20 protein-coding genes are annotated in these 21,828 nt (G+C 72.5%); 9 read left to right on the top strand and 11 right to left on the bottom strand.

Features of this window, described 5'->3' with window-relative positions; translation table 11 throughout:
- Positions 1-44 precede the first annotated feature (44 nt).
- From ACFVFQ_RS09975 to ACFVFQ_RS09965, 3 genes are all read right to left on the bottom strand, one after another.
- A complete protein-coding gene (locus ACFVFQ_RS09975) occupies positions 45-1,238 on the bottom strand; it encodes a glycine C-acetyltransferase (protein ID WP_383411728.1) in 1,194 nt (397 codons plus the stop codon).
- A gap of 57 nt (positions 1,239-1,295) precedes the next feature.
- Entirely contained in the window at positions 1,296-2,324 is a 1,029-nt protein-coding gene (gene tdh / locus ACFVFQ_RS09970) for an L-threonine 3-dehydrogenase (RefSeq protein WP_383411726.1), read from the bottom strand.
- Positions 2,325-2,617: 293 nt separating this feature from the next.
- A complete protein-coding gene (locus ACFVFQ_RS09965; RefSeq protein ID WP_383411723.1) occupies positions 2,618-3,409 on the bottom strand; it encodes a VOC family protein in 792 nt (263 codons plus the stop codon).
- A 213-nt stretch (positions 3,410-3,622) separates the two neighbouring features.
- Between ACFVFQ_RS09965 and ACFVFQ_RS09960 the strand changes: the two genes are divergently transcribed.
- The 4 genes from ACFVFQ_RS09960 (at position 3,623) to murJ (ending at position 8,974) form a co-directional block, all read left to right on the top strand.
- Positions 3,623-6,034, top strand: coding sequence for a SpoIIE family protein phosphatase (locus ACFVFQ_RS09960; protein ID WP_383411720.1), 2,412 nt, complete (start codon positions 3,623-3,625; stop codon positions 6,032-6,034).
- A 100-nt stretch (positions 6,035-6,134) separates the two neighbouring features.
- Positions 6,135-6,326 (top strand): hypothetical protein, encoded by a 192-nt coding sequence (locus tag ACFVFQ_RS09955; RefSeq protein ID WP_383411717.1) that lies wholly within the window; start codon positions 6,135-6,137, stop codon positions 6,324-6,326.
- Between the two features lie 95 nt (positions 6,327-6,421).
- Positions 6,422-6,931 carry a DinB family protein gene (locus ACFVFQ_RS09950; RefSeq protein WP_383411714.1) on the top strand — a complete coding sequence of 170 codons (510 nt, stop codon included), beginning with the start codon at positions 6,422-6,424 and terminating at the stop codon, positions 6,929-6,931.
- 231 nt (positions 6,932-7,162) lie between these two features.
- Positions 7,163-8,974 carry a murein biosynthesis integral membrane protein MurJ gene (gene murJ / locus ACFVFQ_RS09945; RefSeq protein WP_383411711.1) on the top strand — a complete coding sequence of 604 codons (1,812 nt, stop codon included), beginning with the start codon at positions 7,163-7,165 and terminating at the stop codon, positions 8,972-8,974.
- A 46-nt stretch (positions 8,975-9,020) separates the two neighbouring features.
- Here the strand turns inward: murJ and ACFVFQ_RS09940 are convergent, their stop codons facing one another.
- Positions 9,021-9,479, bottom strand: a complete 459-nt coding sequence (locus ACFVFQ_RS09940; protein ID WP_383411706.1) for an Lrp/AsnC family transcriptional regulator — start codon at positions 9,477-9,479, stop codon at positions 9,021-9,023.
- A gap of 179 nt (positions 9,480-9,658) precedes the next feature.
- Here ACFVFQ_RS09940 and ACFVFQ_RS09935 point away from each other — a divergent pair, with 179 nt between their 5' ends.
- Together ACFVFQ_RS09935 and ACFVFQ_RS09930 are read left to right on the top strand one after the other, a co-directional pair.
- Positions 9,659-10,303, top strand: coding sequence for an AzlC family ABC transporter permease (locus tag ACFVFQ_RS09935; RefSeq protein WP_383412336.1), 645 nt, complete (start codon positions 9,659-9,661; stop codon positions 10,301-10,303).
- Complete coding sequence (locus ACFVFQ_RS09930; RefSeq protein ID WP_383411700.1) at positions 10,296-10,625, top strand: branched-chain amino acid transporter permease; 330 nt, start codon at positions 10,296-10,298, stop codon at positions 10,623-10,625. Before ACFVFQ_RS09935 ends, ACFVFQ_RS09930 begins: the two co-directional genes overlap by 8 nt.
- Before the next feature lie 56 nt (positions 10,626-10,681).
- Here the strand turns inward: ACFVFQ_RS09930 and ACFVFQ_RS09925 are convergent, their stop codons facing one another.
- Together ACFVFQ_RS09925 and ACFVFQ_RS09920 are read right to left on the bottom strand one after the other, a co-directional pair.
- Entirely contained in the window at positions 10,682-11,710 is a 1,029-nt protein-coding gene (locus ACFVFQ_RS09925) for an alpha-hydroxy-acid oxidizing protein (RefSeq protein ID WP_383411695.1), read from the bottom strand.
- A 7-nt stretch (positions 11,711-11,717) separates the two neighbouring features.
- Positions 11,718-12,392 (bottom strand): nitroreductase, encoded by a 675-nt coding sequence (locus ACFVFQ_RS09920; protein ID WP_383411692.1) that lies wholly within the window; start codon positions 12,390-12,392, stop codon positions 11,718-11,720.
- 111 nt (positions 12,393-12,503) lie between these two features.
- Between ACFVFQ_RS09920 and ACFVFQ_RS09915 the strand changes: the two genes are divergently transcribed.
- On the top strand, positions 12,504-12,935 hold the full coding sequence (locus ACFVFQ_RS09915) for a PPOX class F420-dependent oxidoreductase (protein ID WP_383411689.1): 432 nt from the start codon (positions 12,504-12,506) through the stop codon (positions 12,933-12,935).
- A 211-nt stretch (positions 12,936-13,146) separates the two neighbouring features.
- Complete coding sequence (locus ACFVFQ_RS09910) at positions 13,147-13,314, top strand: hypothetical protein (RefSeq protein ID WP_383411686.1); 168 nt, start codon at positions 13,147-13,149, stop codon at positions 13,312-13,314.
- A 169-nt stretch (positions 13,315-13,483) separates the two neighbouring features.
- Here ACFVFQ_RS09910 and ACFVFQ_RS09905 read toward each other — a convergent pair whose 3' ends face one another.
- The 4 genes from ACFVFQ_RS09905 to ACFVFQ_RS09890 all read right to left on the bottom strand — a co-directional run bounded on the left by ACFVFQ_RS09905 (position 13,484) and on the right by ACFVFQ_RS09890 (position 18,629).
- Complete coding sequence (locus tag ACFVFQ_RS09905; protein ID WP_383411683.1) at positions 13,484-14,371, bottom strand: GNAT family N-acetyltransferase; 888 nt, start codon at positions 14,369-14,371, stop codon at positions 13,484-13,486.
- A 33-nt stretch (positions 14,372-14,404) separates the two neighbouring features.
- Positions 14,405-15,856, bottom strand: a complete 1,452-nt coding sequence (locus ACFVFQ_RS09900; protein ID WP_383412333.1) for an amino acid permease — start codon at positions 15,854-15,856, stop codon at positions 14,405-14,407.
- 169 nt (positions 15,857-16,025) lie between these two features.
- The gene (locus tag ACFVFQ_RS09895; RefSeq protein WP_383411680.1) at positions 16,026-16,982 is read right to left on the bottom strand and encodes a hypothetical protein; all 957 of its coding nucleotides are present in this window, start codon (positions 16,980-16,982) and stop codon (positions 16,026-16,028) included.
- Positions 16,983-17,201: 219 nt separating this feature from the next.
- Positions 17,202-18,629, bottom strand: a complete 1,428-nt coding sequence (locus ACFVFQ_RS09890) for an MFS transporter (protein ID WP_383411677.1) — start codon at positions 18,627-18,629, stop codon at positions 17,202-17,204.
- 488 nt (positions 18,630-19,117) lie between these two features.
- On the opposite strand from ACFVFQ_RS09890, the gene ACFVFQ_RS09885 reads away from it, so the two are divergent.
- Positions 19,118-19,663 (top strand): winged helix-turn-helix domain-containing protein, encoded by a 546-nt coding sequence (locus ACFVFQ_RS09885; RefSeq protein WP_383411672.1) that lies wholly within the window; start codon positions 19,118-19,120, stop codon positions 19,661-19,663.
- A gap of 54 nt (positions 19,664-19,717) precedes the next feature.
- Here ACFVFQ_RS09885 and ACFVFQ_RS09880 read toward each other — a convergent pair whose 3' ends face one another.
- Positions 19,718-21,451, bottom strand: a complete 1,734-nt coding sequence (locus ACFVFQ_RS09880) for an enoyl-CoA hydratase-related protein (protein ID WP_383411669.1) — start codon at positions 21,449-21,451, stop codon at positions 19,718-19,720.
- Positions 21,452-21,828 lie beyond the last annotated feature (377 nt).

Genomic DNA, 21,828 nt, shown 5'->3' with positions numbered 1-21,828 from the left:
CAGTTTCGCAGGGCACGGCCGGATCGTGCCCCGCGGCCGCCCGGTCAGCTCGCCAGGGCCGCGCGGGCGGCCACGAAGGCGTCCACGACGCGGTGCACGTCCTCGGTGGAGTGGGCGGCGGAGAGCTGGACGCGGATCCGGGCCTGGCCCTGCGGAACCACCGGGTACGAGAAGCCGATCACGTACACCCCGCGCTCCAGCAGCAGCTCGGCCATCCGGCCCGCCTCGGCCGCGTCGCCGATCATCACCGGCGCGATGGGGTGCTCGCCGGGCAGGATCGCGAAGCCCTCCTCGGTCATCCGGGAGCGGAACAGCGCGGTGTTGGCGTGCAGCCGCTCGCGCAGGTCGCCCGCGGACTCCAGCAGGTCGAGGACCTTGAGGGAGGCGGCCGCGATCACCGGGGCCAGCGAGTTGGAGAACAGGTAGGGGCGGGAGCGCTGGCGCAGCAGCTCGACGATCTCGGCGCGGGCCGCGACATAGCCGCCGGAGGCGCCGCCCAGCGCCTTGCCCAGGGTGCCGGTGATGATGTCGACCCGGTCCATGACCCCGCACAGCTCCGGGGTGCCGCGGCCACCGGGGCCGACGAAGCCGACCGCGTGCGAGTCGTCGACCATGACCATCGCGCCGTAGCGGTCGGCCAGGTCGCAGATCTCCGCCAGCGGCGCCAGGTAGCCGTCCATGGAGAACACGCCGTCGGTGACGATGAGGGTGCGGCGGGCGCCCTCCGCCTCCTTCAACTGGCGCTCCAGGTCGGCCAGATCGCGGTTGGCGTAGCGGAAGCGGCGGGCTTTGCTCAGCCGGATGCCGTCGATGATGGAGGCGTGGTTGAGGGCGTCGGAGATGACCGCGTCCTCCGGGCCGAGCAGGGTCTCGAAGACGCCGCCGTTGGCGTCGAAGCAGGAGGAGTAGAGGATCGTGTCCTCCTGGCCGAGGAAGTGGGCGATCCGGCGCTCCAGTTCCTTGTGCACCTCCTGCGTGCCGCAGATGAAGCGGACCGAGGCCAGGCCGTAGCCCCAGCGGTCCAGGGCCTCGTGGGCGGCGGCGATGACCTCGGGGTGGTCGGCCAGGCCGAGGTAGTTGTTGGCGCAGAAGTTGAGGACCTCGCCGGGCTGGCCGCCGGCGGTGACGCCCACGGTGGCGGACTGCGGCGTGCCGATCACCCGCTCCGGCTTGTGCAGTCCGGCGGCGCGGATCTCGTCGAGGGTGACGCGCAGGTCATCGCGTACGGCGTCGAACATGAAAGGGGTCTCCTTTTGGGGTGCGGGCGGGCGCTCGGGAAATTCCGGGAGCGGTGGTCAGGCGCTCCAGTCGAGGATGACCTTGCCGCCCTGGCCGCTGGCCGCGTCGGCGAAGGCGGCGTCGAACTCCTGGTACGGGTAGCGGCCGGTGATCACGGGCGCGAGGTCGAGGCCGCCCTCCAGCAGCACGGACATCGCGTACCAGGTCTCGAACATCTCCCGGCCGTAGATGCCCTTGATCGTGATCATCGAGGTGACGATCCGGGACCAGTCGACGGCGAACTCCTCGGAGGGCAGCCCGAGGACGGCGATCCGGCCGCCGTGCGTCATGTTGCCGATCATGTCGCGCATGGCCTCGGGCCGGCCGGACATCTCCAGGCCGACGTCGAAGCCCTCGCGCAGGCCCAGTTCGCGCTGGCCGTCCGCGATGGAGCTGCGGGCGACGTTGAGGGCGAGGCTCACGCCGACCTTGCGCGCGAGCTCCAGGCGCTGCTCGCTGACGTCGGTGATCACCACGTTGCGGGCGCCGGCGTGCCGGGCGACCGCCGCCGCCATGATGCCGATCGGCCCGGCCCCGGTGATCAGCACGTCCTCGCCGACCAACGGGAAGGAGAGCGCGGTGTGCACGGCGTTGCCGAACGGGTCGAAGACCGCGGCGACATCGAGGTCGACCGGGACCCGGTGCACCCACACGTTGGTCGCGGGCAGCGCCACGTACTCGGCGAACGCGCCGTTGCGGCCGACGCCCAGGCCGACCGTGGCGCGGCACAGATGGCGGCGGCCGGCCAGGCAGTTGCGACAACTGCCGCAGACCAGATGGCCCTCGCCGCTGACCAGATCGCCGGCCTTGATATCGGCCACGTCCCGGCCGGTCTCCACGACCTCGCCGACGAACTCGTGGCCGACGGTCAGCGGCGCGCTGACGGCCTGCTGCGCCCAGCCGTCCCAGGCTCGGATGTGCAGATCGGTGCCGCAGATACCGGTCCGCAACACCTTGATCAGCACGTCACCGGGGCCGATCGCCGGCTCCGGCACGTCCACCAGCCAGAGTCCCGGCTCCGCCTTCTCCTTGACCAGTGCCTTCACCGCAACGACTCCCGTGAGAAAGAGGTGACTGGAGCGACCTCACCGGGCCGATCCGGCCCACCGCCCTCTGGCCAGAAATCTTCCGTACGACGGCCCGTCCGGTCCATCGAGGATTTCTTAACCGCGCCCTCAGCTCCCCTTCAGGCCCACCCATGGCCAGGGGTTCCGGGCCGTCGCCACGACCCGCCACCGGAACGTCGCGCACCCGGCAAGTCCCGGCCCCCACAAGGCGTTTCGGCCACCCGGGCCACTCCACCACCCCCCAACCCACCCGCGTCCCACGGCACTTGCCCTCAGTCCGGCGCCCCCGGTGCCGTCACCGTGAACAGTCCGCCGTCCGGATCGCGCACCATCGCCTGGCTGCCCGACCCGTCCCGGGTCGCGGTCACCGGGGTGACGGTCCCGCCGGCCGCCACCGCCGCCTCGGTCGCCCGCCGCACGTCGTCCACGCGGAAGTGCACATGCCACTGCGGCCGCACCCGCGGGTCCGGGGCGGCCTCCACCGCGCCACCGCGCAGCGCAGCCACCACATGCGTCCCGTCGTGCACGATGACCTCGTCGTGCTCGTACGTCACCTGGCACCCGCCGGGCCGCTCGGTCGCCCAGTCGAAGACCTCGGCGTAGAAGATGGCCGCGTCGAACGCGTCCCTGGTCCGCAGCTCCAGGATCGCCGGCGCATGGCCCGTGCCCACCGACCAGGCCACCGTCTGCCCCTCCCAGAAGCCGAAGGTGGCACCGTCCCGGTCCGCGGCGAGCGCGGCCCGCCCGGGGCCGAGCTTGAGCGGCCCGACGGCAACGGTGGCGCCGCGCTCCCGGATCCGTCCCGCGGTGTCGTCGGCGCTCTCCACCGCGAAGTACGCGGTCCAGGACACCGGCACCTGAAGGCTCTGCACCAGCGCCCCGATCCCGGCGACCGGCTCCCCGTCGAACATCGCGACGGCGAACTCCTCGCCCAGCGTGGCCGGCCGGAACCGCCAGCCCAACACGGCGCCGTAGAAGCTCTCCGCGGCCCGCAGGTCGCCGGTCAGCAGGCTGACCCAGCAGGGCGCTCCGCGCACCGGCGCGGTCGGGCATGGGGACGGCATCGGCATCTGCCTCCTGTGGCTCGGGCCGGTCCGACGGGTGAGCGTGGATCAGCCCGCGCTGGTCGGCGGGGATCGCGGCGGGTCCTCGGCGCCCTCACCCCACTGTGCCAGCGACCGCCCGGCCCCGCAGGTCGCCCGCTCGGGGCAGAGTCGGTTGTGCTGCCGATGACCGGGCTCGATCCTGGAGGTACCGAACCGGGCTGGATTGATGCCATGAACGCGTGGACGGCGGCGACGAGCGCCGACTTCCGTGGGCCCCTCGACGTCACCAGGGCGGCCACGGCGGTACTGGACGCCCGGGGGCTGGTGATCGGCTGGAGCGCGGCGGCCCGCCAACTGCTGGGCTACGCACCGGAGGAGATCATCGGCCGGCCGGCCGCCACCTTCCTCCCGGAACCGGACCGGCCCCCGACGGGCGACCGCCCGACCACCGGGACGGCCACCACCGCGACGTGGTCCGCGCGGCACGCGGACGGCCACCGGCTGCCGGTCGCCCTCACGATGTGCCCGCTGGCCGATGCGCTGCCGGGCGTCGCGCCCGGCCCGGCCCGGGTGCTGGTCGCCACGGCGCTGGGCGACCTGCGGGCGTGGGAGTCGCGGCAGGCGATGCTGCACGGGCTGGCCACCCAGTCACCGGTGGGCCTGGCGATCTACGACGACGACCTCCGGCTGACGTGGTTCAACACCTCGTACGGGCGGGAGATCGGGCTGCCGCTGCGGGAGTTGATCGGCAAGCGGGCGGACGAGCTGTATCCGGGCACGTTCGTGACGGAGGGGTATCCCCGGACGCTGGACTCGGTGATGCGTCATGTGCTGGCGACCGGGCAGCCGTTCCTCGATCTGCACTTCGTCGGCGAACAGCCCACCGACCCGGGCACCGAGCACGTCTGGTCCTGCTCGTACTACCGGTTGCAGGACCCGGACGGGCGGGTGCTGGGGGTGTGCGAGGACTCCTTCGACATCACCGACCGCTATCAGGCGCAGCGCCGGTTGAAACTCCTGGTGGAGGCCGGCCGGAAGATCGGCACCACGTTGGACATGGTCGGCACCGCCCGGGAGGTCACCGGGGTCGCGGTGCCGGACTTCGCGGCCGCGGTCACCGTCGACCTGCTGGGGTCGGTGCTGGCGGGCGGCGATCCGGAGCCGGGCGCGCCCGGGGTGCCGGAGCTGGTCCGGGTCGCCGAGCGCTGCTGGGACGATCCGCCGGACCGGCCGCCGCGCCCGCCGTACCCGATCTCCTACGAGCCGGGCACCCTCCAGTACCGGAGCCTGTCGTCGGGCGGGATGATCCGCGCGGAGCGGACGATGGTGATGCCGCTGCGGGCCGGCGGCGCCTCGATGGGGCTGGTCACCTTCGACCGCGCGGACTCCCCGGCGGTCTTCGACGGCGGCGAGATCGACCTGGCCGACGAGTTGGTGATCCGGGCCGCCGTGGCGATGGACAACGCCCGCCGGTTCACCCGCGAACACGCCGCGGCGCTGACCCTTCAGCGCGATCTGCTGCCCCAGAACCTGCCGCCGCAGTCCGCGGTCGACATGGCCTACCGGTATCTGCCCAGCGACGACCGGGCCGGGGTGGGCGGCGACTGGTTCGACGTGATCGGGCTGTCCGGCACCCGGGTCGGGCTGGTGGTGGGGGACGTCGTCGGGCACGGTCTCCAGGCCGCGGCCACCATGGGCCGGCTGCGGACGACGGTGCGGGCGCTGGCGCGGCTGGACCTGGCGCCCGACGAGCTGCTGAGCAGGCTGGACGACCTGGTGGGGCAGACCCCCGAGGAGCGCGCGGCCGGGGCCGGCGCGGAGCCCGGCCCGGACGACGTGGCCGCCGGGGTGACCTGCCTGTACGCGGTGTACGACCCGGTGTCGCGGCACTGCACGATGGCCCGGGCCGGGCATCCCCCGCCGGCCGTCGTGTACCCGACGGGCGAGGTGTCGTTCCCTGACCTGCCGGCCGGGCCGCCACTGGGGCTGGGCGGCCTGCCGTTCGAGTCGTGGGAGACCGAGTTGCCGGTGGGCAGCCTGCTGGCCCTGTTCACCAACGGGCTGGTCCAGGGCCGCAGCGGGGACGTCGACGCCGGGCTGTCGATCCTGGGCAACGTCCTGCGGGAGCACCGCCGGCCGCTTTCCGACCTGTGCGACCGGGCGCTGGCCGCGCTGCTGCCGGACGGTGCGGCGCCCGACGACGCGGCGCTGCTGCTGGTGCGGACCCGGGAGCTGGACACCCGGCAGGTGGCCGCCTGGGAGCTTCCCGCGCAGCCCGCCGCGGTCGGCACCGCCCGGGAGCTGGCCACCCGGCAGCTCGCGGAGTGGGACCTGGCGGAACTGTCGTACGCGACCGAGTTGGTGGTCAGCGAGCTGGTCACCAATGCGGTGCGGCACGCCGCCGGCCCGGTGCACCTGCGGCTGCTGCGGGACCTGGCGCTGGTCACGGAGGTCTCCGACACCGGTCACACCTCCCCGCATCTGCGGCACAGCGCGGTCGACGACGAGGGCGGGCGGGGGCTGTTCATCGTCGCGCAGCTGGTGCAGCGCTGGGGGACGCGCTACACGCCGTACGGCAAGACGATCTGGGCGGAGCAGGCGTTCCCGCCGCACTACCCGGGGGCTCCGCGGCCGGTGGGCTGAGGCGGCGCCCCGGTGTACGCCGTGCGGGTCGCCGGGGCCGGTCCCATGATGGAAACCAGCGAGGTCCCGGCACTCGGCGGGCGCGGACAGAGGAGGACCTGTGACGACCAATGGCAGGAAGACCCCGGCCGAGCAGCGGCCGTCGGAGCTGTACACCGGTAGCGAGCGGCCCTTCGACGCGGAGGACCTGGTCAGGGCGTCCGGACGGGAGCCCACCCCGCAGAGCCTGGAATGGGCCCGGCGCCTGATCGAGGAAAAGGGCCGGGCCGCCATCGAGCGCTACCTGCCGTAACGGCGGCCTCCGCCACGATGTCACTAGGGCCCGGGCGCGGCGACGCCCGGGCCGCGGCGTGCCGCGGGAAGGGTCGGCCGCTAGCCTCTGCCCGCATGACCATCGATGAGCGGATAGACCCGCCCCGGCGCGCCGGTGAGCGGGAGACGCTGCGCGCCTATCTCGACTACCACCGCGCCACACTCGCGCGAAAGACCGAGGGCCTGACCGACGCCCAGTTGCGGCGGCGCTCCATGCCGCCGTCGAAGCTGTCCCTGCTCGGCCTGGTCCGGCACCTGGCCGAGGTGGAACGGGCCTGGTTCCGGCGGACGCTGGGTGGTGAGGACGTGCCGCTGGTCTGGTCCCAAGAGATGGACTTCCAGGCGGCGTTCGACGATGCGGAGGCCACCGGGGCCGCGGCCTTCGCCGCCTGGCAGGCGGAGGTGGCCCACTCCCGGCGCATCGAGGCGGCCGCCGCGTCGCTCGACGTGACCGTTCACCAGCCCCGTTGGGGCGAGGACGTCTCGCTCCGCCTGATCATGCTGCACATGATCCACGAGTACGCGCGCCACAACGGCCACGCCGACTTCCTCCGCGAGGGCATCGACGGGACCGTCGGCCCCTGAGCGACGCGTTCGCCGCGGGACACCCAACCGCGGCCGGCTGCACGAGAGTTGTGGGAACCCCACAACTCCGAGGCGCCCGCGTCCGGGCCCGCACGGCAAACTTCCGGCCGATCATGACGGAAAAGTCCCCCCATGCGGCATCCCGTGACGTCTCGCCCCGGGGAGGGTGCGATCGTGGCACCTCGATCCAAGGCAGGCCGCCGGGGCCTGTGGTGACGAGGAGGAACAGGCATGGCTGCGCCGAGTGAACGGCCCGACGGACGGGGACGAGCCCCCGACCCGCTGCCGGACGACACACTGCCGCTGCGCCTGTCCGCCCCGCGCACCCCGGCGGCCGTACTGCCCGGCGACGGCGAGCGGCACGCTCCCCCGCCGCGTGCGCAGGCCGAGCCGGAACCGAAGGGCGGCGGCGCCGCCCGGTTGGCCAAGTCCAGCGCGCTGATGGCGGCCGGCACCATCGTGTCCCGGATCACCGGCTTCCTGCGCACCCTGGTCATGGCGGCCGCGATCGGCGTCAGCACGCTCAGCGACTCCTACCAGGTCGCCAACGTCCTGCCGACGATGATCTACGTGCTGGTCGGCGGCGGGGCGCTGAACGCCGTGTTCGTACCGCAGTTGGTGCGCGCGATGAAGAAGGACGGGGACGGCGGCGAGGCGTATGCCAACCGGCTGCTGACGCTGGTCACCGTGGTCCTGGCCGGCGCCACCGTGCTCTGTGTGCTGGGCGCCCCGCTGCTGGTGCGCGTCCTGTCGCCGGACATCGCCGGCGACCCGTCGCGGATGGCGCTCACCGTCGCCTTCGCCCGGTACTGCCTGCCCACCATGTTCTTCATGGGCATCCACGTCGTGCTGGGGCAGATCCTCAACGCCCGTGGCCGGTTCGGCGCGATGATGTGGACGCCGGTGCTCAACAACGTCGTCACCATCGCCACGTTCGCCACCTTCATCTGGGCGTTCGGCGGCTTCACCGACTCCGGCGTCAGCCCGTCGACCATCACCCCCGAAGGCGTCCGGCTGCTGGGCCTGGGCACCCTGCTCGGCCTGGTCGTCCAGGCGTTGGCGATGCTGCCCTATCTCCGGGACGCCGGCGTCCGGCTCCGCCCGCGCTTCGACTTCCGCGGGCAGGGCCTGGGCAGGGCCATGGGGTTGGCCAAGTGGACGCTGCTGTTCGTGCTCGCCAACCAGATCGGCATGACCGTCGTCACCCAGCTCGCCACCAAGGCGGGCGCCGCAGCCGAGCGGGCCGGCCACACCGGCGCCGGCATCACCGCCTACAACTACGCGTACCAGATCTGGCAGATGCCGCAGGCCATCATCACCGTCTCGGTGATGACCGCGGTGCTGCCGCGGATCTCCCGCGCGGCACAGGAGGACGACACCGCCGCCGTCCGCGACGACCTCTCCTACGGCCTGCGGACCTCCGCCGTCGCCGTCGTGCCCTGCGCCTTCGCCTTCCTGGCCCTGGGCGTCCCGATGGCCGGCCTGCTCTACGCCGGTTCCGGCACCGAGGGCGCGCAGGGCATCGGCCATGCGCTGATGGCGTTCGGCCTCGGCCTGATCCCGTACTCGGCGCAGTACGTCGTGCTGCGCGGCTTCTACGCCTACGAGGACACCCGCACGCCCTTCTACAACACCGTCGTCGTCGCCTTCGTCAACGCCGCGGCCTCCTGGCTGTGTTCCGCCCTGCTCCCGGCGCAGTGGGCGGTCACCGGCATCGCCGCCTCGTACGGGTTGGGGTTCGCCGTGGGCATCGCCGTCGCCTGGCGCCGGTTGCGCAACCGGCTCGGCGGTGACCTGGACGGCCGCCGGGTGCTGCGCACCTACGCCCGGCTGTGCGCCGCGTCCGCGCCGGCCGCGCTCGCCGCCGGCGCGCTGGCCGCCGTGCTGCGCCACGCGGTGGGCAGCGACGCCCTGGGCTCCCTGGTCGCGCTGCTGGCCGGCGCCGTCGTGCTGGTGGGCGGTTTCCTGCTGCTGGCCCGGCTGTTCCGGGTACCCGAGCTCGATGCGATGCTCGCCATGGTCCGCGGCCACCTGGGCCGCTGAACTGCCGGGCCCGGGCCGCCCGTTGGGCCCGGGCCCGGCAGACCGCTCACACCTCCGTCTTGATCTTCTTCATGGTCAGATGGGACTCCACCCGCAGGACGCCGCGCAGCCCGGTGAGCTTGCGGGTGAGGAACTCCTCGTAGGCGGCGTGGTCGGCGACCGAGACGCGCAGGAAGTAGTCGGGGCGGCCGAAGAACCGGCGCAGTTCGACGACTTCTTCGTAGGACGCCACGGTGTTCTCGAACTCCTCGACCGTCTTGCGGTCGGTGGCGTACACCTCGACGTCGACCAGGACCTCCAGGCCGCGGCCGACCGCCGCGGAGTCGATGACGGCCCGGTAGCCGGCGATGACGCCGGCCTCCTCCAGGCGCTTGACCCGCCGCAGGCAGGGCGGCGGCGTCAGCCCGACCCGCTTGGCCAGCTCGACGTTGGTGAGCCGCCCGTCCTGCTGAAGCAGAAACAAAATTTCGCGATCGATGGCATCCAGGTCGATTCCATTACCCATGGAGCGATCATAGGGCCACAATCGGCAACCAAATAAGATCGAATTCGATCTAAAATTGCGACATGGCAATACCCCCGGCCACCGTCGACGGTCCCCCCAGGACCGATCCCCTCGTAACCCCCGCTCCCCCGCCCGCAACACCCGCGCCGTTCCGGGCCGCCGTCCGGGACTCCGCGTCCGTGGGCCTGGCGCTGGTGCCGCTCGGCCTCGCCTTCGGCGTGCTCGTCACGCACTCCGGGCTGGCCTGGTGGTGGGCGACCCTGTTCACCACCCTGATCTACGCCGGCTCGTTCGAGTTCCTGCTCATCGGCCTGGTCACCGCCGTCGCGCCGCTGGCGACGGTCGCGCTGACCGCCTTCCTGGTCAACATCCGGCACGTCTTCTACACGCTGTCGTTCCCCCTGCACCGGGTACGCGGCCGCCTGGCGAAGACCTACAGCACCTTCGCCCTCACCGACGAGACGTACGCGCTGACCACCACCGAGCAGGCCCGCTCCTGGCCCAGCGGCCGGATCCTCTGGCTCCAGTTCCTGCTGCACGTGTACTGGGCCGGCAGCGCCACCGTCGGCGCGCTGCTCGGTTCGCTGATCCCCGAGGGCGTGCGGGGCCTGGACTTCTCGCTGACCGCGCTGTTCACCGTGCTGGCCCTGGACGCCATCCGCGGCCGCCGCGGCGATCTGCCGACGCCCGCCCTGGCCCTGCTCAGCGCGCTGGCCGCCCGCCTCGCCTTCCCGGACCAGATGCTGCCGGCCGCCTTCGTCCTGTTCACCGTCGGCCTCCTGGTCCGACACCTCGTCGCCCACAGGAAGCCCGCCCATGCCTGACGCCCCGTACCTGATCGCCGCGGTGGTGGTCTCCGCCGCGGTCACCTGGGCCCTGCGCGCCCTGCCGTTCGCCGCCCTGGCCCCGCTGCGGGCGAGCAAGACCGTGCAGTACCTCAGCAGCCGGATGCCGGCCGGCGTCATGGTCATCCTGGTCGTCTACGCGCTGCGCGACCTCCCGGTGACCGAGCCGCGCGCGCTCGCCCCGCTGGCGGCCCTGGCGGTCACCATCGGCCTCCATCTCTGGCGCCGCAACGCCCTGTTGAGCATCCTCGGCGGCACCGCCGTCCATGTCGCCCTCGCCAGCACGGTCTTCGCGCCCTGAGCCCGGAGATGCCGCCGCCTACCGGGAGGCCGGGCTGAGGAGGCGGGCCCTCACCTTCACTCGGCGACCAGGTCGGGCGTGAGGGCGGCGAGGTCCGGGGCGCCCACCAGGGCCATGGCGTGGGCCAGTTCGGCGGTGAGGTCGGTGAGCAGCCGTTGCACGCCGAACGCCCCGTCGACGGCCAGCGCCCACAGGGCCGGCCGCCCGACGAAGACCGCGGTGGCGCCGAGCGCGAGGGCGAGGAGCGCGTGCCGGCCGGTGCGGAGACCGCCGTCGACGTAGAGTTCGGCGCCGCTGCCGGCCAGGGCCTCGGCGATCGGGCGCAGGGCCCGGGCGGTGGGGACGGCGCCGTCCAACTGTCGCCCGCCGTGGTTGGAGACCCAGATCGCGGCGGCGCCGGCCGCCAGGCAACTGCGCGCGTCGTCGGGCCGCAGCACCCCCTTGACCACCACCGGGAGTCCCGTGGTGGTGCGCAGCCAGTCGATGGTGGCGGGCGTCAGGTCGGCCGCCTTGTCCCAGCGCCAGTCGTCGAGCCCCCGCCGGTCGATGTTGGCCAGCAGGTGTTCCGGCGGGACGGTGTCCCAAACGCTCGGCCCGGTGCCGAACTTCTGCCCGATGACGGGGGTGTCCGCGGTCAGCACCACGGCCCGCGCCCCGGCCGCCTTGGCGCGCTCCAGCAGTTCCGCCGTCAGCCGCCGGTCCTTGAGGACGTATGCCTGCACCCACCACGGGGCGGGGCCCGCCAGGGCGGCGAACGGCACGCCCGCGTTGCTGGTGACGCAGGTCAACGAGCCGGCGGCGGCCGCGCCGCGCACCATGGCGGCCTCGCCCTCCGGGTGCGCCTGGCGTTGCAGCGTCGTCGGGGCGACCAGGATTGGGGTGTCAACGCCCGTGCCCAGGACGGACGTTCGGGTGGCGACGGCGCTGACGTCCCGCAGCACGTGGGGCAGCAGCCGCGGCGCGTCCCAGCATGCCGCGGCCTCCGCGGCCGACAGGCCGGCGCCGGCGCCCTGCCGGAAGTACGTCAGCACGGCGGCCGGCAGCCGCCACTCCGCCTCGCGCTCCCAGTCCTCAACGCGTCGCACGCCGGCGTCAGTTCCCCTCGTCCCCGACGAAGGTGACCGTCTCGGCGAGCGGCGCCCGGTCGATGCGGACGGACCCCACGGTCGGATCCTCGTAGCCGATCGACAGTCCGCAGAACAGGACCAGCCCGTCCGGCGGCGAGACGACCTCGGCGACCGAGGTGCGGTACTCCGACCAGGCCACCTGCGGGCAGCTGTGCAGTCCCTCGGCGCGGAGCAGCAGCATCACGCTCTGGAGGTACATGCCGAGGTCGGCCCACTGGGCCGCGCCCAGGTCGCGGTCGATGTAACAGAACAGCGCGGCGGGGGCGCCGAAGCAGTCCCAGTTCCTGGCCCGCTCCCGCCTGCGGGCCGCCGCGTCGTCCCGAGGGATGCCGAGCGCGCCGTACCGCTGGTCGGCGGCGGCCGATCGGCGTTCCGCATAGGGGGACTTGAGCTCGGCGGGGTACATCGCGTACTCGCGCGCATCGCCGGGGTCCCCCGCGGCCACCCGCTCGGCGGTGCGCTTCTTGAGCGCGGCCAGCGGGGCGCCCGTCACCACATAGCTGTGCCACGGCTGGAGGTTGGCACCGGACGGCGTGCGGGCCGCGGCGGACAGCACGCGCGCCAGCACCTGCCGGGGCACCGGCCGATCGGTGAAGGCGCGCACCGACCGCCGACTGTGCACCGCTTCGTAGACGTCCACGCCCAACGACCTCCCTCGGAAGCTCACTTCACCATGCGACACCCGAAGGCACCGGGGCGTCCACCGTAGACGGCCGGGAATAGCCGGTGCCGGGCGGCCCGTTGGCACGGCATGACTGCTACCCCTTTCGGCCCGCGCGCACTGCTCGCGGAGAGCCGGCTCGGCGTGCTGGCCACGATCAAGTCGGACGGCCGCCCGCAGCTCTCCCCCGTCCTGCCGTTCTACGACCGGGCGGCCGACGTCCTCTACGTGTCGATGACCGAGGGGCGGGCCAAGACGGCCAATCTGCGCCGGGATCCGCGGGCCGCGCTGGAGGTCACCAGCCCCGACGGCCGGGCCTGGGCCACCGCCGAGGGCACCGCGACGCTCGTCGGGCCGGGCGCCGACCCGCAGGCCCCCGAGGTCGAGGCGCTGGTGGAGTACTACCGTCGCGCCACCGGCGAGCACCCGGACTGGGACGAGTACCGCACGGTGATGGTCTCCGACCGGCGGGTGCTGATGACGATGCCGGTGGATCACGTGTACGGCGCCTCGCTGCGCTGAGGGAGGCCGCGCGTCGTCCGTGGGGCGGCGGGGCAGTCATCTCCCCGCCGCCGCGGGACCGTTGGGGCGGCGCGGTCGTGCGGGTCCCGAACGGCCGGAGGGCGGGCGGCGCCTCGGGCCGGGCACGAGAGTGATATCAAGGGCAGAGGTTGCCACTATCATCCAAAAGCGGTAATGGCCCTAGACCATCCCAACGCATATGATCTGCGGCATGGCGACTGCATGCGTCCCAGACGCCACCGCCGAGGCCAACCGCGCGATACGCGAATTCATGGCCGCCCGTACCGGTCGGCCGCTATGGCCCGAGGAACAGGAACAGTACGAGCAACTGCTCGCCACCTGGGCGGAGTCCGTGCGCACACGGACCCCCTCGATCTGACGGTCGAGGCTTTCGCCCCCTGGATGGCGCGCTAGGGGAGGCGATCCGCGACGCCACACCTCATACGTCGGCATCTGCTGCGTGAACACGTCCATGCCGCCCTGACCACCGCGCCCCGCAAGGGGACGGTGGCCGGGGCGGCGCTCCGGTGCCCGAACGGCCGTTGCGGTCAGCCCAGTTCGAGGCTGGTCACGCCGAAGGTGCGCCCGGCGGCCACCGGCGGGACGGGTCCGGTGTACATCCGGATGGTGTGCGAACGGGGCGTGAGGCCGCGGGCGGTGGCCAACGTGCGGGCGGCGGCGTTGGGTTCGGGGACGTCGAGGGTGACCTCGTCGGCGGGGTCGAGTTGGGCGGTGAGGGCGTCGAAGAGGGCCTCGGCGGTCTCCGGGGTGTCGGCGAAGAGCGGACCGATGCGGTAGCCGGACTCGGCCGGGCGGAGCACGCCGTACCCGACGACCTCGCCGTCGCGCAGACGGACCCGGGCGGTGCGGCCGGGGGTGGTCAACCAGCGGGTGACGAACTCCCGCCGGTCGGCGGGGAAGCAGCGGCGGTCGAAGGCGGCGATCGCGTCGTGGTGGGCGGCGGTCACCGGGTGGGTGTCCGGAGAGGGCCGGGCGCCGGGCGTGGGGCGGCCGGTGTAGCGGAGGGTGTCGTGCGCGGCGGTGAAGCCCGCGCGTCGGTAGGTGGCCTCCTGGGCGGGGACCGCGTCCAGGCCGACGGTCCGGGCGCCGACGTGCGGGAAGGCGGCGCGCCAGGTGGCCAGGCCCAGGCCCTGGCCGCGGAGGCCGGGGGCGACGAGGTAGAAGCCCAGGAAGGCGTAGTCCTCCGAGTAGTTGACGAGGGAGAGCGCCGAGACGGTGCGCCCGCCGCGGCGGCCGAGGAAGAAGCCGTCGGGGTCAGCGGCGTGGAAGCTGCTGATGTCGTCGTCGCCGGGGTTCCAGCCCTCCTCGGCGGTCCAGCCGACGACCTCGTGCCAGCGCTCCAACGGGGCGGCGGCGACGGTGAGTTCGCCGTCGGGGGCGGCGGTCTCGGTCGGGGCGGTGGTGGTCGGTCGCATCGGGGGTCGGGTCCTTTCTGTCGTGGGCGTGGGTCAGATGAGGTCCATGGCCGCGACCTCGTCCGGGCTGCCGTAGCTCACCGGCCCCTGGAAGCGGCGGCGGGCGGTGGCGAACCACCAGACCGTGGCGATCACCAGGACCACCGCGAGCGCGATCGGCGCGTAGTTGAAGGACTCCGGGGTGACCGGGTACTGCTGCGGCAGCATGAACAGCACGTTGCTGACGACGATCCAGAGCACGGCGATCGCGGCGACGGGTTTGCCGTAACGGCCGAGGTTCCAGGGGCCGGCCTGGAAGTCGTCGAGCCGGAGCCTGAGGAAGATGGGCACGCCGTAGGAGAGGAAGAGGCCGACGACGTTGATGCTGACCACGGCGGTGAAGGCGGTGTGCGACCACCAGCCGGGGATGACCAGGATCAGCGAGCAGACGGCGGCGAGCCAGACGGCCTTGACGGGGGTGCGGGTGCGGTCGGAGACCGAGTGCCACCAACGGGAGCCGGGCATCGCGCCGTCGCGGGAGAAGGCGAAGATCTGCCGGGTGTTGCTGGTCATGTTGGCGAGCCCGCAGAAGAGCATGGCGCCGATGACGATCAGCAGCAGGAACTTGGCGGTGTGCACGCCGAGCGCGTCGATGAGGATCTGCACCGGCGGGGCGTCGGCCTGCGCGGCGTGGTCGTAGTCGCGGATGGCGTACACCAGAGCGAGCATCAGGATCAGCCCGGCGAGCGCGGAGTAGCCGATCGCCCGCATGATGCCGCGCGGGGCATTGACCGTCGCCTTCACTGTTTCCTCGGACATGTGGAAACTGCCGTCGAAGCCGGTGAACGTCCAGCTGGTGACGAGCAGTCCGAGCATTCCGCCGTAAATGGCGTTGGTGAAGCCGGTGTTGTTGGCGAAGTGGGTGGCGAACGACGGCGCTTGGTGGTGCGCGGGAATGAGCGCGAGGGTGGCGACGATGACCACCATGCCGATCAACAGCCACCACACGGAAATGCGGTTGAGCAGCGCGACCAGCCGCACGGTGTAGGTGTTCGCGAGGGCTTGCACCAGCAAAATGGCCGCGGTGATGCCGACCGTCTGGGGGGTGGTGGGCTGATAGGCGGGCCATTGCATGGCGATGAACGCCTGGATGAAGGTGGCGGCGGCGAAGTTGGTGGCGGCGGTGCCGCCGACCTGGCCGACGAAGTTGAGCCAGCCGGTGTACCAGGACCAGGCGCCCTGGTGGCGCTTGGCCAGCTTGCCCGCCGAGAAGTACAGCGCGCCGCTGGTCGGGTACGCGGAGGCGATCTCGCCCATGGCGGCGCCGACGAACAGCACCATGACCGAGACCCCGATCCAGCCGAAGATCAGGATGCGGGGGCCGCCGGCGTTCAGTCCGAAACCGAAGGACGAGAAGATGCCGGAGATGATGTTGATGATGGTGAAGGAAATGGCGAAGTTGTCAAAGGCGCGGAATCTTCGGGTGAGTTTCCGCGGATAGCCCATGGCGTGCAGGGTCGCGTCATCGTCGAGGGCGGCGGGGTCCACGCCGGCCTGGTTTTTCGAGCGGTTTGTGACGCGGGGCGGGGAGGACGTACGCTCGGGCACTACCGAAACCTTTCTGTTGGTGGGGGTCAACGGTCCGGTGGGGTATGTGGGGAATTTATTCGGCGCATCACGGATCGTGCGGAACGGGGAGTCCGCACGCCCTTCGAGCCCTGGTCAATTGCTCTTCGGGATCGCCGAAGGCACTCCAGGGCATCCGGGACGCATAGGGGCCCATGGCGGTGAGGACCTCGCGGGCCTCGAATTCGTGTTTCGCCATGAAAAGCGCATGGGCGAGATACGCCAGGTCCACGACCGGGGTGAAGCGGTAACCGGCCACGGTCGGGAACCAGTTGCGGTGGATGCCGGTCGCGGCGGTGATCCACTGCGGCTGCTCCCAGGTGCGGTCGGCCAACAGCGCGGCGGGGTTGTAGTCCTCGACGAGCGCCACCAGGGGCAGCAGTCGGAGCGGCGAGGTGGCCGCCGCGCGCTGGCTGAGGAAGGCGGCGACATCCCAACTCGCGCTGGACGAGCCGCCGTGGCGGGTGAAGAAGAAGGACAGGAAGCGGTGGTGCGCCTCCCGGTGCCAGGGGTCGAGCCGGAGGATGTGCGCGAAGAGGTACCAGGGTCCGGCGGGCGAGGTCAACAGCCCCTGGGGAGCGGGGTCCTGGGGGCGGTCGAGTCTGGCCAGGGCGAGCTGGGCGACCCAGGGGGTGGGGTCCTCGGGCGCCAGTTTCGCGGCCCGTTCGCAGGCGGTGCGCGCTATCCGGTCCAGGGCGCCGGCCCGCCGGTCGCCGGCATCGGCCATCCGCAGCGTCCGCAGCATCGCCACCCGGGCCCACAACAGGGCCGCCTCCGGGCTCGGTTCCTCGGCCAGCCAGCGCTCGGCCAGGTCGGAGCCGGCGGCTTCGGAGGCCAGGACGAGCGAGCGGTGGGCCCGCAGCTCGAAATCCCCGCGGGTCTCCCGCAACACCTCGTGGGCGCTGAAGTAGCGCCCGGCCCGGACATCCATACACGCCTGTGCCAGCGCCCGGTCATCTGCTGCTGGACTCCATACGTACTGCCCCTCGAATGAGCCGGCCGGCATGTTCCCCTCCCGGTGTGCGCGGGTGACTTGCGGCGCCCGCGCATTCCGTCCATGCCGAATTCGGCTGGACCGCCACCGCTGGTCAGTCGGTGGCGGCCCATACCCTACTCATTTCCTCCTCTTTTCGAAAACAGTCGTCTGGAATATCTGGTTCCGCACCTTTTCGCCGGCAGGAGATTGAATCGCATACCAACGGGCCGGAGCTTTTGACCGGCATATTCACTCCTTCTCGCAGACCAGCCAGGCCACCAGCCCCCCGAGCGCCGCGATCGCGCCCGCCACCAGGAACACCGCACCCAGCCCCGCCGCGTACGCCCCGGGGGACGCGCCGGCGCCGGCGCCCGGTACGGAACGGTGGAAGACGGTGCCCAACAGGGCGATGCCCAGGGCGAGTCCGAGCTGACGGGCGCTGTTGGAGGCCGCGCTGGCGACCCCGCTGTGGGCCGGGTCCGCCGAGGCCATCGCCAGCGCCGGCAGGACCGGGGAGACCAGCCCGGCACCGATGCCGGTGACGACCAGGCCGGGCAGCAACACCGGCCAGGACGAGCCCGGTTGGACCAGGAGGAGCAGCAGGTCACCGGCGGCCACCAGGAGCGTGCCGCCACCGACGCTCCACCGGGGCGGCATCCGGTGCAGCGCTCCCCCGGTCAGCGCGGAGGTGGCGAAGAAGGCCACCGGCTGGGCGGTGAGGACCAGCGAGGTGGCGAACGAGCTGAGCCCGACGCCGTTTTGGAGCCAGAGGGAGAGCACCGGCAGGAGGGCGAACGCGCCCAGGTAGTAGGCGCCGGAGGCGAGCAGCAGCCCGTTGAAGGCCCGGGCGCGGAAGAGGCCGAGCGGCACCATCGGCCGCTCCGCGGCGCGTTCCACGAGGGCGAAGGCGACCAGCAGCGCCGCCCCGAGCCCGAAGCCCGCCAGGGTCGAGCCGGCGCCCCAACCGGCCTCGCCACCACGGATGAAGCCGAAGGTGATACCGGTCGCGGCGAGGCTGAAGGTGGCGATTCCCGGCCAGTCGATCCGGGCTGCGGTACGGGCGTGGTCGGCCGGCACCTTGGTGGCCAGCCAGAGCGCCACCGCACAGACCGGCAGCGCACCGTAGAAGATCCACTGCCAGGACAGCAGTTGGGTGAGCATGCCGCCGGCGACGTTGCCGATGCCGGCGGCGGCGCCGGCGACCGCGCCCCAGACGGCGAAGGCGCGGGCCCGGTCCCGTCCGGTGTAGGCCAGGCCGATCAGCGGGACGAGGGTGGCGAACATCGCGGCACCCGCGATGCCCTGCACCGCACGCGCGGCGATCAGCAGGTGGACGTTTCCGGCCAGTGCACAGGCCAGGGTGGCGGCGGTGAAGACGGTCAGGCCCAGGACGTACAGGCGCTTGCGGCCCAGGGCGTCACCGAGCGAGCCCATGCCCAGCAACAGCCCGGCCAGAGCGAGGGTGTAGACGTCGATGACCCATTGCAGGGCGCCGAAGTCGGCGTGCAGTGCGCCGGCCATCCGCGGCAGCGCCACCGTGACGATCGTCGCGTAGACCAGCAGCAGGAAGGTGCCCAGGCAGGCGGCCACCAGCGGCAGCCATCTGCCGCTGGCCGGTGGGGCGTTGTCGGGCAGGGGGAGGGTACGGGGCGGCCGGGCGGCCGTGTGCGCGTCCATGGCCCCACCCTGCGGTAAGGGTCTTGTACGGCTGAACCCTTACGGGAGACTCCCGGAACCGATAAGGGAGTTGTAAGGAAAACGAGGCCCCGGGAGTTGATTCCCGACCGCCGGTGGTGCGGTCCTTCGGGCCGTCGGCCAGCCGGAAGGGCAAAACATGAAATCGGCTCAAGAACGCCCGTCATTAGCGGAAGCTACTATCCGGAAGCGCGCGATCACATGTAGCGTTCGTTCGCACCGGTGCAGTGACGGTTCTTCTCGTCACCGCTGAGCACGGGCACGGGCGCGAACGCACTCCCCAACAGGGAGGGGAGGGCGATTGCCCCGCCGAGCGCACCCGCATCACGAGTGCCGGGGCGTCGGCCCCGCTCCGCACCGGACCGCGCAGCGACCGCGGTTGCAGCAAGAACCGTGGGTCGCACGTCGAGCACCGCCATGTCTGTCCGAACACGCCTGCTTTGCAAGAGGAATGGGCCCAGATCATGTTTATGAACGCGTCGACGACCCCCCTTGCGTTGCGCCCGGATGCCGATTTCGGCCGGCCGGCAAAGGTCGGCCCCGGCGGAGGACCACCCCTGGCGGTCGACCGGCTCCCCGATGGGAAGTGGCAACTCACCCTGCACGACCTGGAACCCGTATCGGTACACCGACTGGCCTCCGACAAGGTGCACATCATCCTCGCCCCGTCGTCCTGCACCGCCCCGTCCATGCTGCCCCCCGGCCCGCAAGAGCCGACCGGGGAGACCGCGGCGGAACCGATCGAGATCGACACCGCGGCCCGTACGGTCGCCATCGACGGGCGCCAGCTCGACATCCCCCGGCTGGAGTTCGACCTGCTGGCCCACTTGGTGCTGCACCCGCGGCGGGCCTTCACCCGACAGCAGTTGATGGTCGCGGTCTGGCCCGACTGCCGCTCCAGCGCGCGCACGGTGGACGTGCACATCGCCCGGCTCCGGCGCCGACTGGGCCCGCGCCGCCGGAAGTTGATCAGCACCGTCTTCGGCGTCGGGTACAAGTACCTGCCCACCGCCTGAGTCCCGGGCGGGCGGGGCGGGCCGGGGCCGGCGCACGGGCGGCCGCCGGCCCGCTCAGCCGGAGGTGCCCGCCGTGCCGTCCGCCCGCGCTGCGGGGACGTTGAGGTGCTCCGGGGTGCCGGCCGACGGCTCCTTGCGGACGAAGGCGCGGCGCAGCGCGTGGTACGGGGCACCCGGATCGAAGAAGGTGCGGTGCATACGGGCGAGTTCGTCGTCCCGGTAGGCGGCGAGCGGCCGCGCTGCCTCGTCGCGCTCCCGGCGGTCCTTCTTCGCCGCGATCCGGGACTGGACGCCCAAGGAGGCGGCCAGCCGGCGGGCGAGTCGTCCGACGCGGTCGCCGAACTCCCCCGCGGGGCAGTCGACGATCCGGTCGACCAGGCCGAGCCGTTGGGCGCGGGCCGCGGTGATCGGCAGCGCGCGGCGCATCAGGTAGTCGGCGGTCTCCGGGCCGACCCGGCGGGGCAGGGTGTACGTCCAGTATTCCGAGCCGTACAGGCCCATCAGCCGGTAGTGCGGGTTGAGGACCGCGGCGGCGCGGCTGACGACCTCGTCGGCGGCGAGCGCGAGCATCGCCCCGCCGGCCGCCGCGTTGCCGCCGAGGGCGGCGACCACCAGCCGGTCGGTGGTGGTGAGTACGGCGTGGACGAGGTCGTCGAGGGCGTTGATGTTGGCCCAGGACTCCGCGGCGGGGTCGGCGGCGGCCTCGATGACGCCCAGGTGGATGCCGTTGGCGAAGAAGTCCCGCTGTCCGCCGAGGACCAGGACGGAGGTGGGGCGGGTGCGGGCGTACTCGTAGGCGGCGAGCAGCCGGCGGCACTGGTCGGTGCTCAACGCGCCGCCGGGGAAGGAGAAGCGGAGGAATCCGACCGGCCCGTCCTCGTGGTAGCGGATGTCGGTCCAGGTGCGGTGGGTGTCATCGGGTTCCAACGGGGCCGGGATCTCGGGCAGTGGGGGGAGCCGGTCGCCGAGCGCCAGGGTGGCGGGCAGTTTGACGGGAGCGGGTCCGCCGGGGGCGCGCGCCGGGCGGAGTTCGGGGATCCAGACGGCGCCGTCGACGGTGGCCCGGCAGAGCGCGCCGTGGCGGGTGGCGAGCAGTTCGCCGGGGCGCCCGGTGAGGGTGCCCTCCCGGTGGCCGCCGTGCAGGAACCAGGTGCCGCCGAGGAGTTGGTCCCGGACGCCGGGGCGGGAGTCGGCGGCGCGGAGGGTGCGCAGCACGGACTCGGTGGGGTCACCGGCCCAGTCGATCCGGCGGTCGTCCTGACGGAGCCGCGGGCGGGGGCGGCCGAGGAGGCGCTCGGCGGGCAGGGTCTGCTGCGGCTGCGGGCGGTGGGTGCCGGCGGCGAAGCGGTCGACGGCGGTCAACAGCGCCACGAGCGCGGCGTCGGCGATCTCGTTGCGGTACAGGTCGCTCTTGCTGACCTCGGGGACCGGGCACTCGGCCGTCGCCCAGATGTCGCCGCCGTCCATCTCGTCGTTGGCCTGGAGGACGGTGACGCCCCAGCGTTCCGCGCCCAGGTGGACGGCCCAGTCCACCGAGGAGGGCCCGCGGTCGCCGAGCGGGCCGGGGTGGACGATCAGGCAGGGCCAGGCGGAGAAGACCTGCCGGGGGATGGCGGTGGTGAGCATCGGCGCGACGATCAGGTCCGGGGCGTGCCGGGGCACCAGCGCGGCCAACGGGGTGTCGTGGGTGACCAGTTCGACGCCGAGGTGGTGGCCGCGGTCGGCGAGTTCGGCGTGGACGCGCTGGGTCAGGCTGTTGAAGGCGCCGGCGAGGAGCAGGATGCGCACAGCGGGCTCCCTGAGGTGGCTGGAACCGGTGGACGTGGCGATCGTTCCGCGTGCACCGCGGGTGGGTGGTGGACCCGCTGGGCAGGTCACCCGATCGCATCCGGGCCGGGGCCGCCAGGCGGTGGACGAGGGAGGACGGGCTGCGCTTCGCGGCGGCCGCGGCCCGTTAGTTGACTACCCGTCAGAATTTCCGGGACCGCCCTTTCCGGCGGAATCCCGCCAAAGTTGGCGCACCGCCCCTCGTTCCCCACTGCTTCATATTGCCTTTCATTGACAGCCACTTGGCGATTCTTTTACTTTCGAAGCGTCGGCATCGGCGCAGGTCAGTACGGACCGCAGAGTGCCGCACTCCCCCTTCCCACACCTTTGGAGGTCCC

This window comes from Streptomyces sp. NPDC057743, assembly GCF_042798755.1.
Lineage (GTDB): Bacteria > Actinomycetota > Actinomycetes > Streptomycetales > Streptomycetaceae > Streptomyces.
This window is presented reverse-complemented; position numbering and strand designations above follow the sequence as displayed.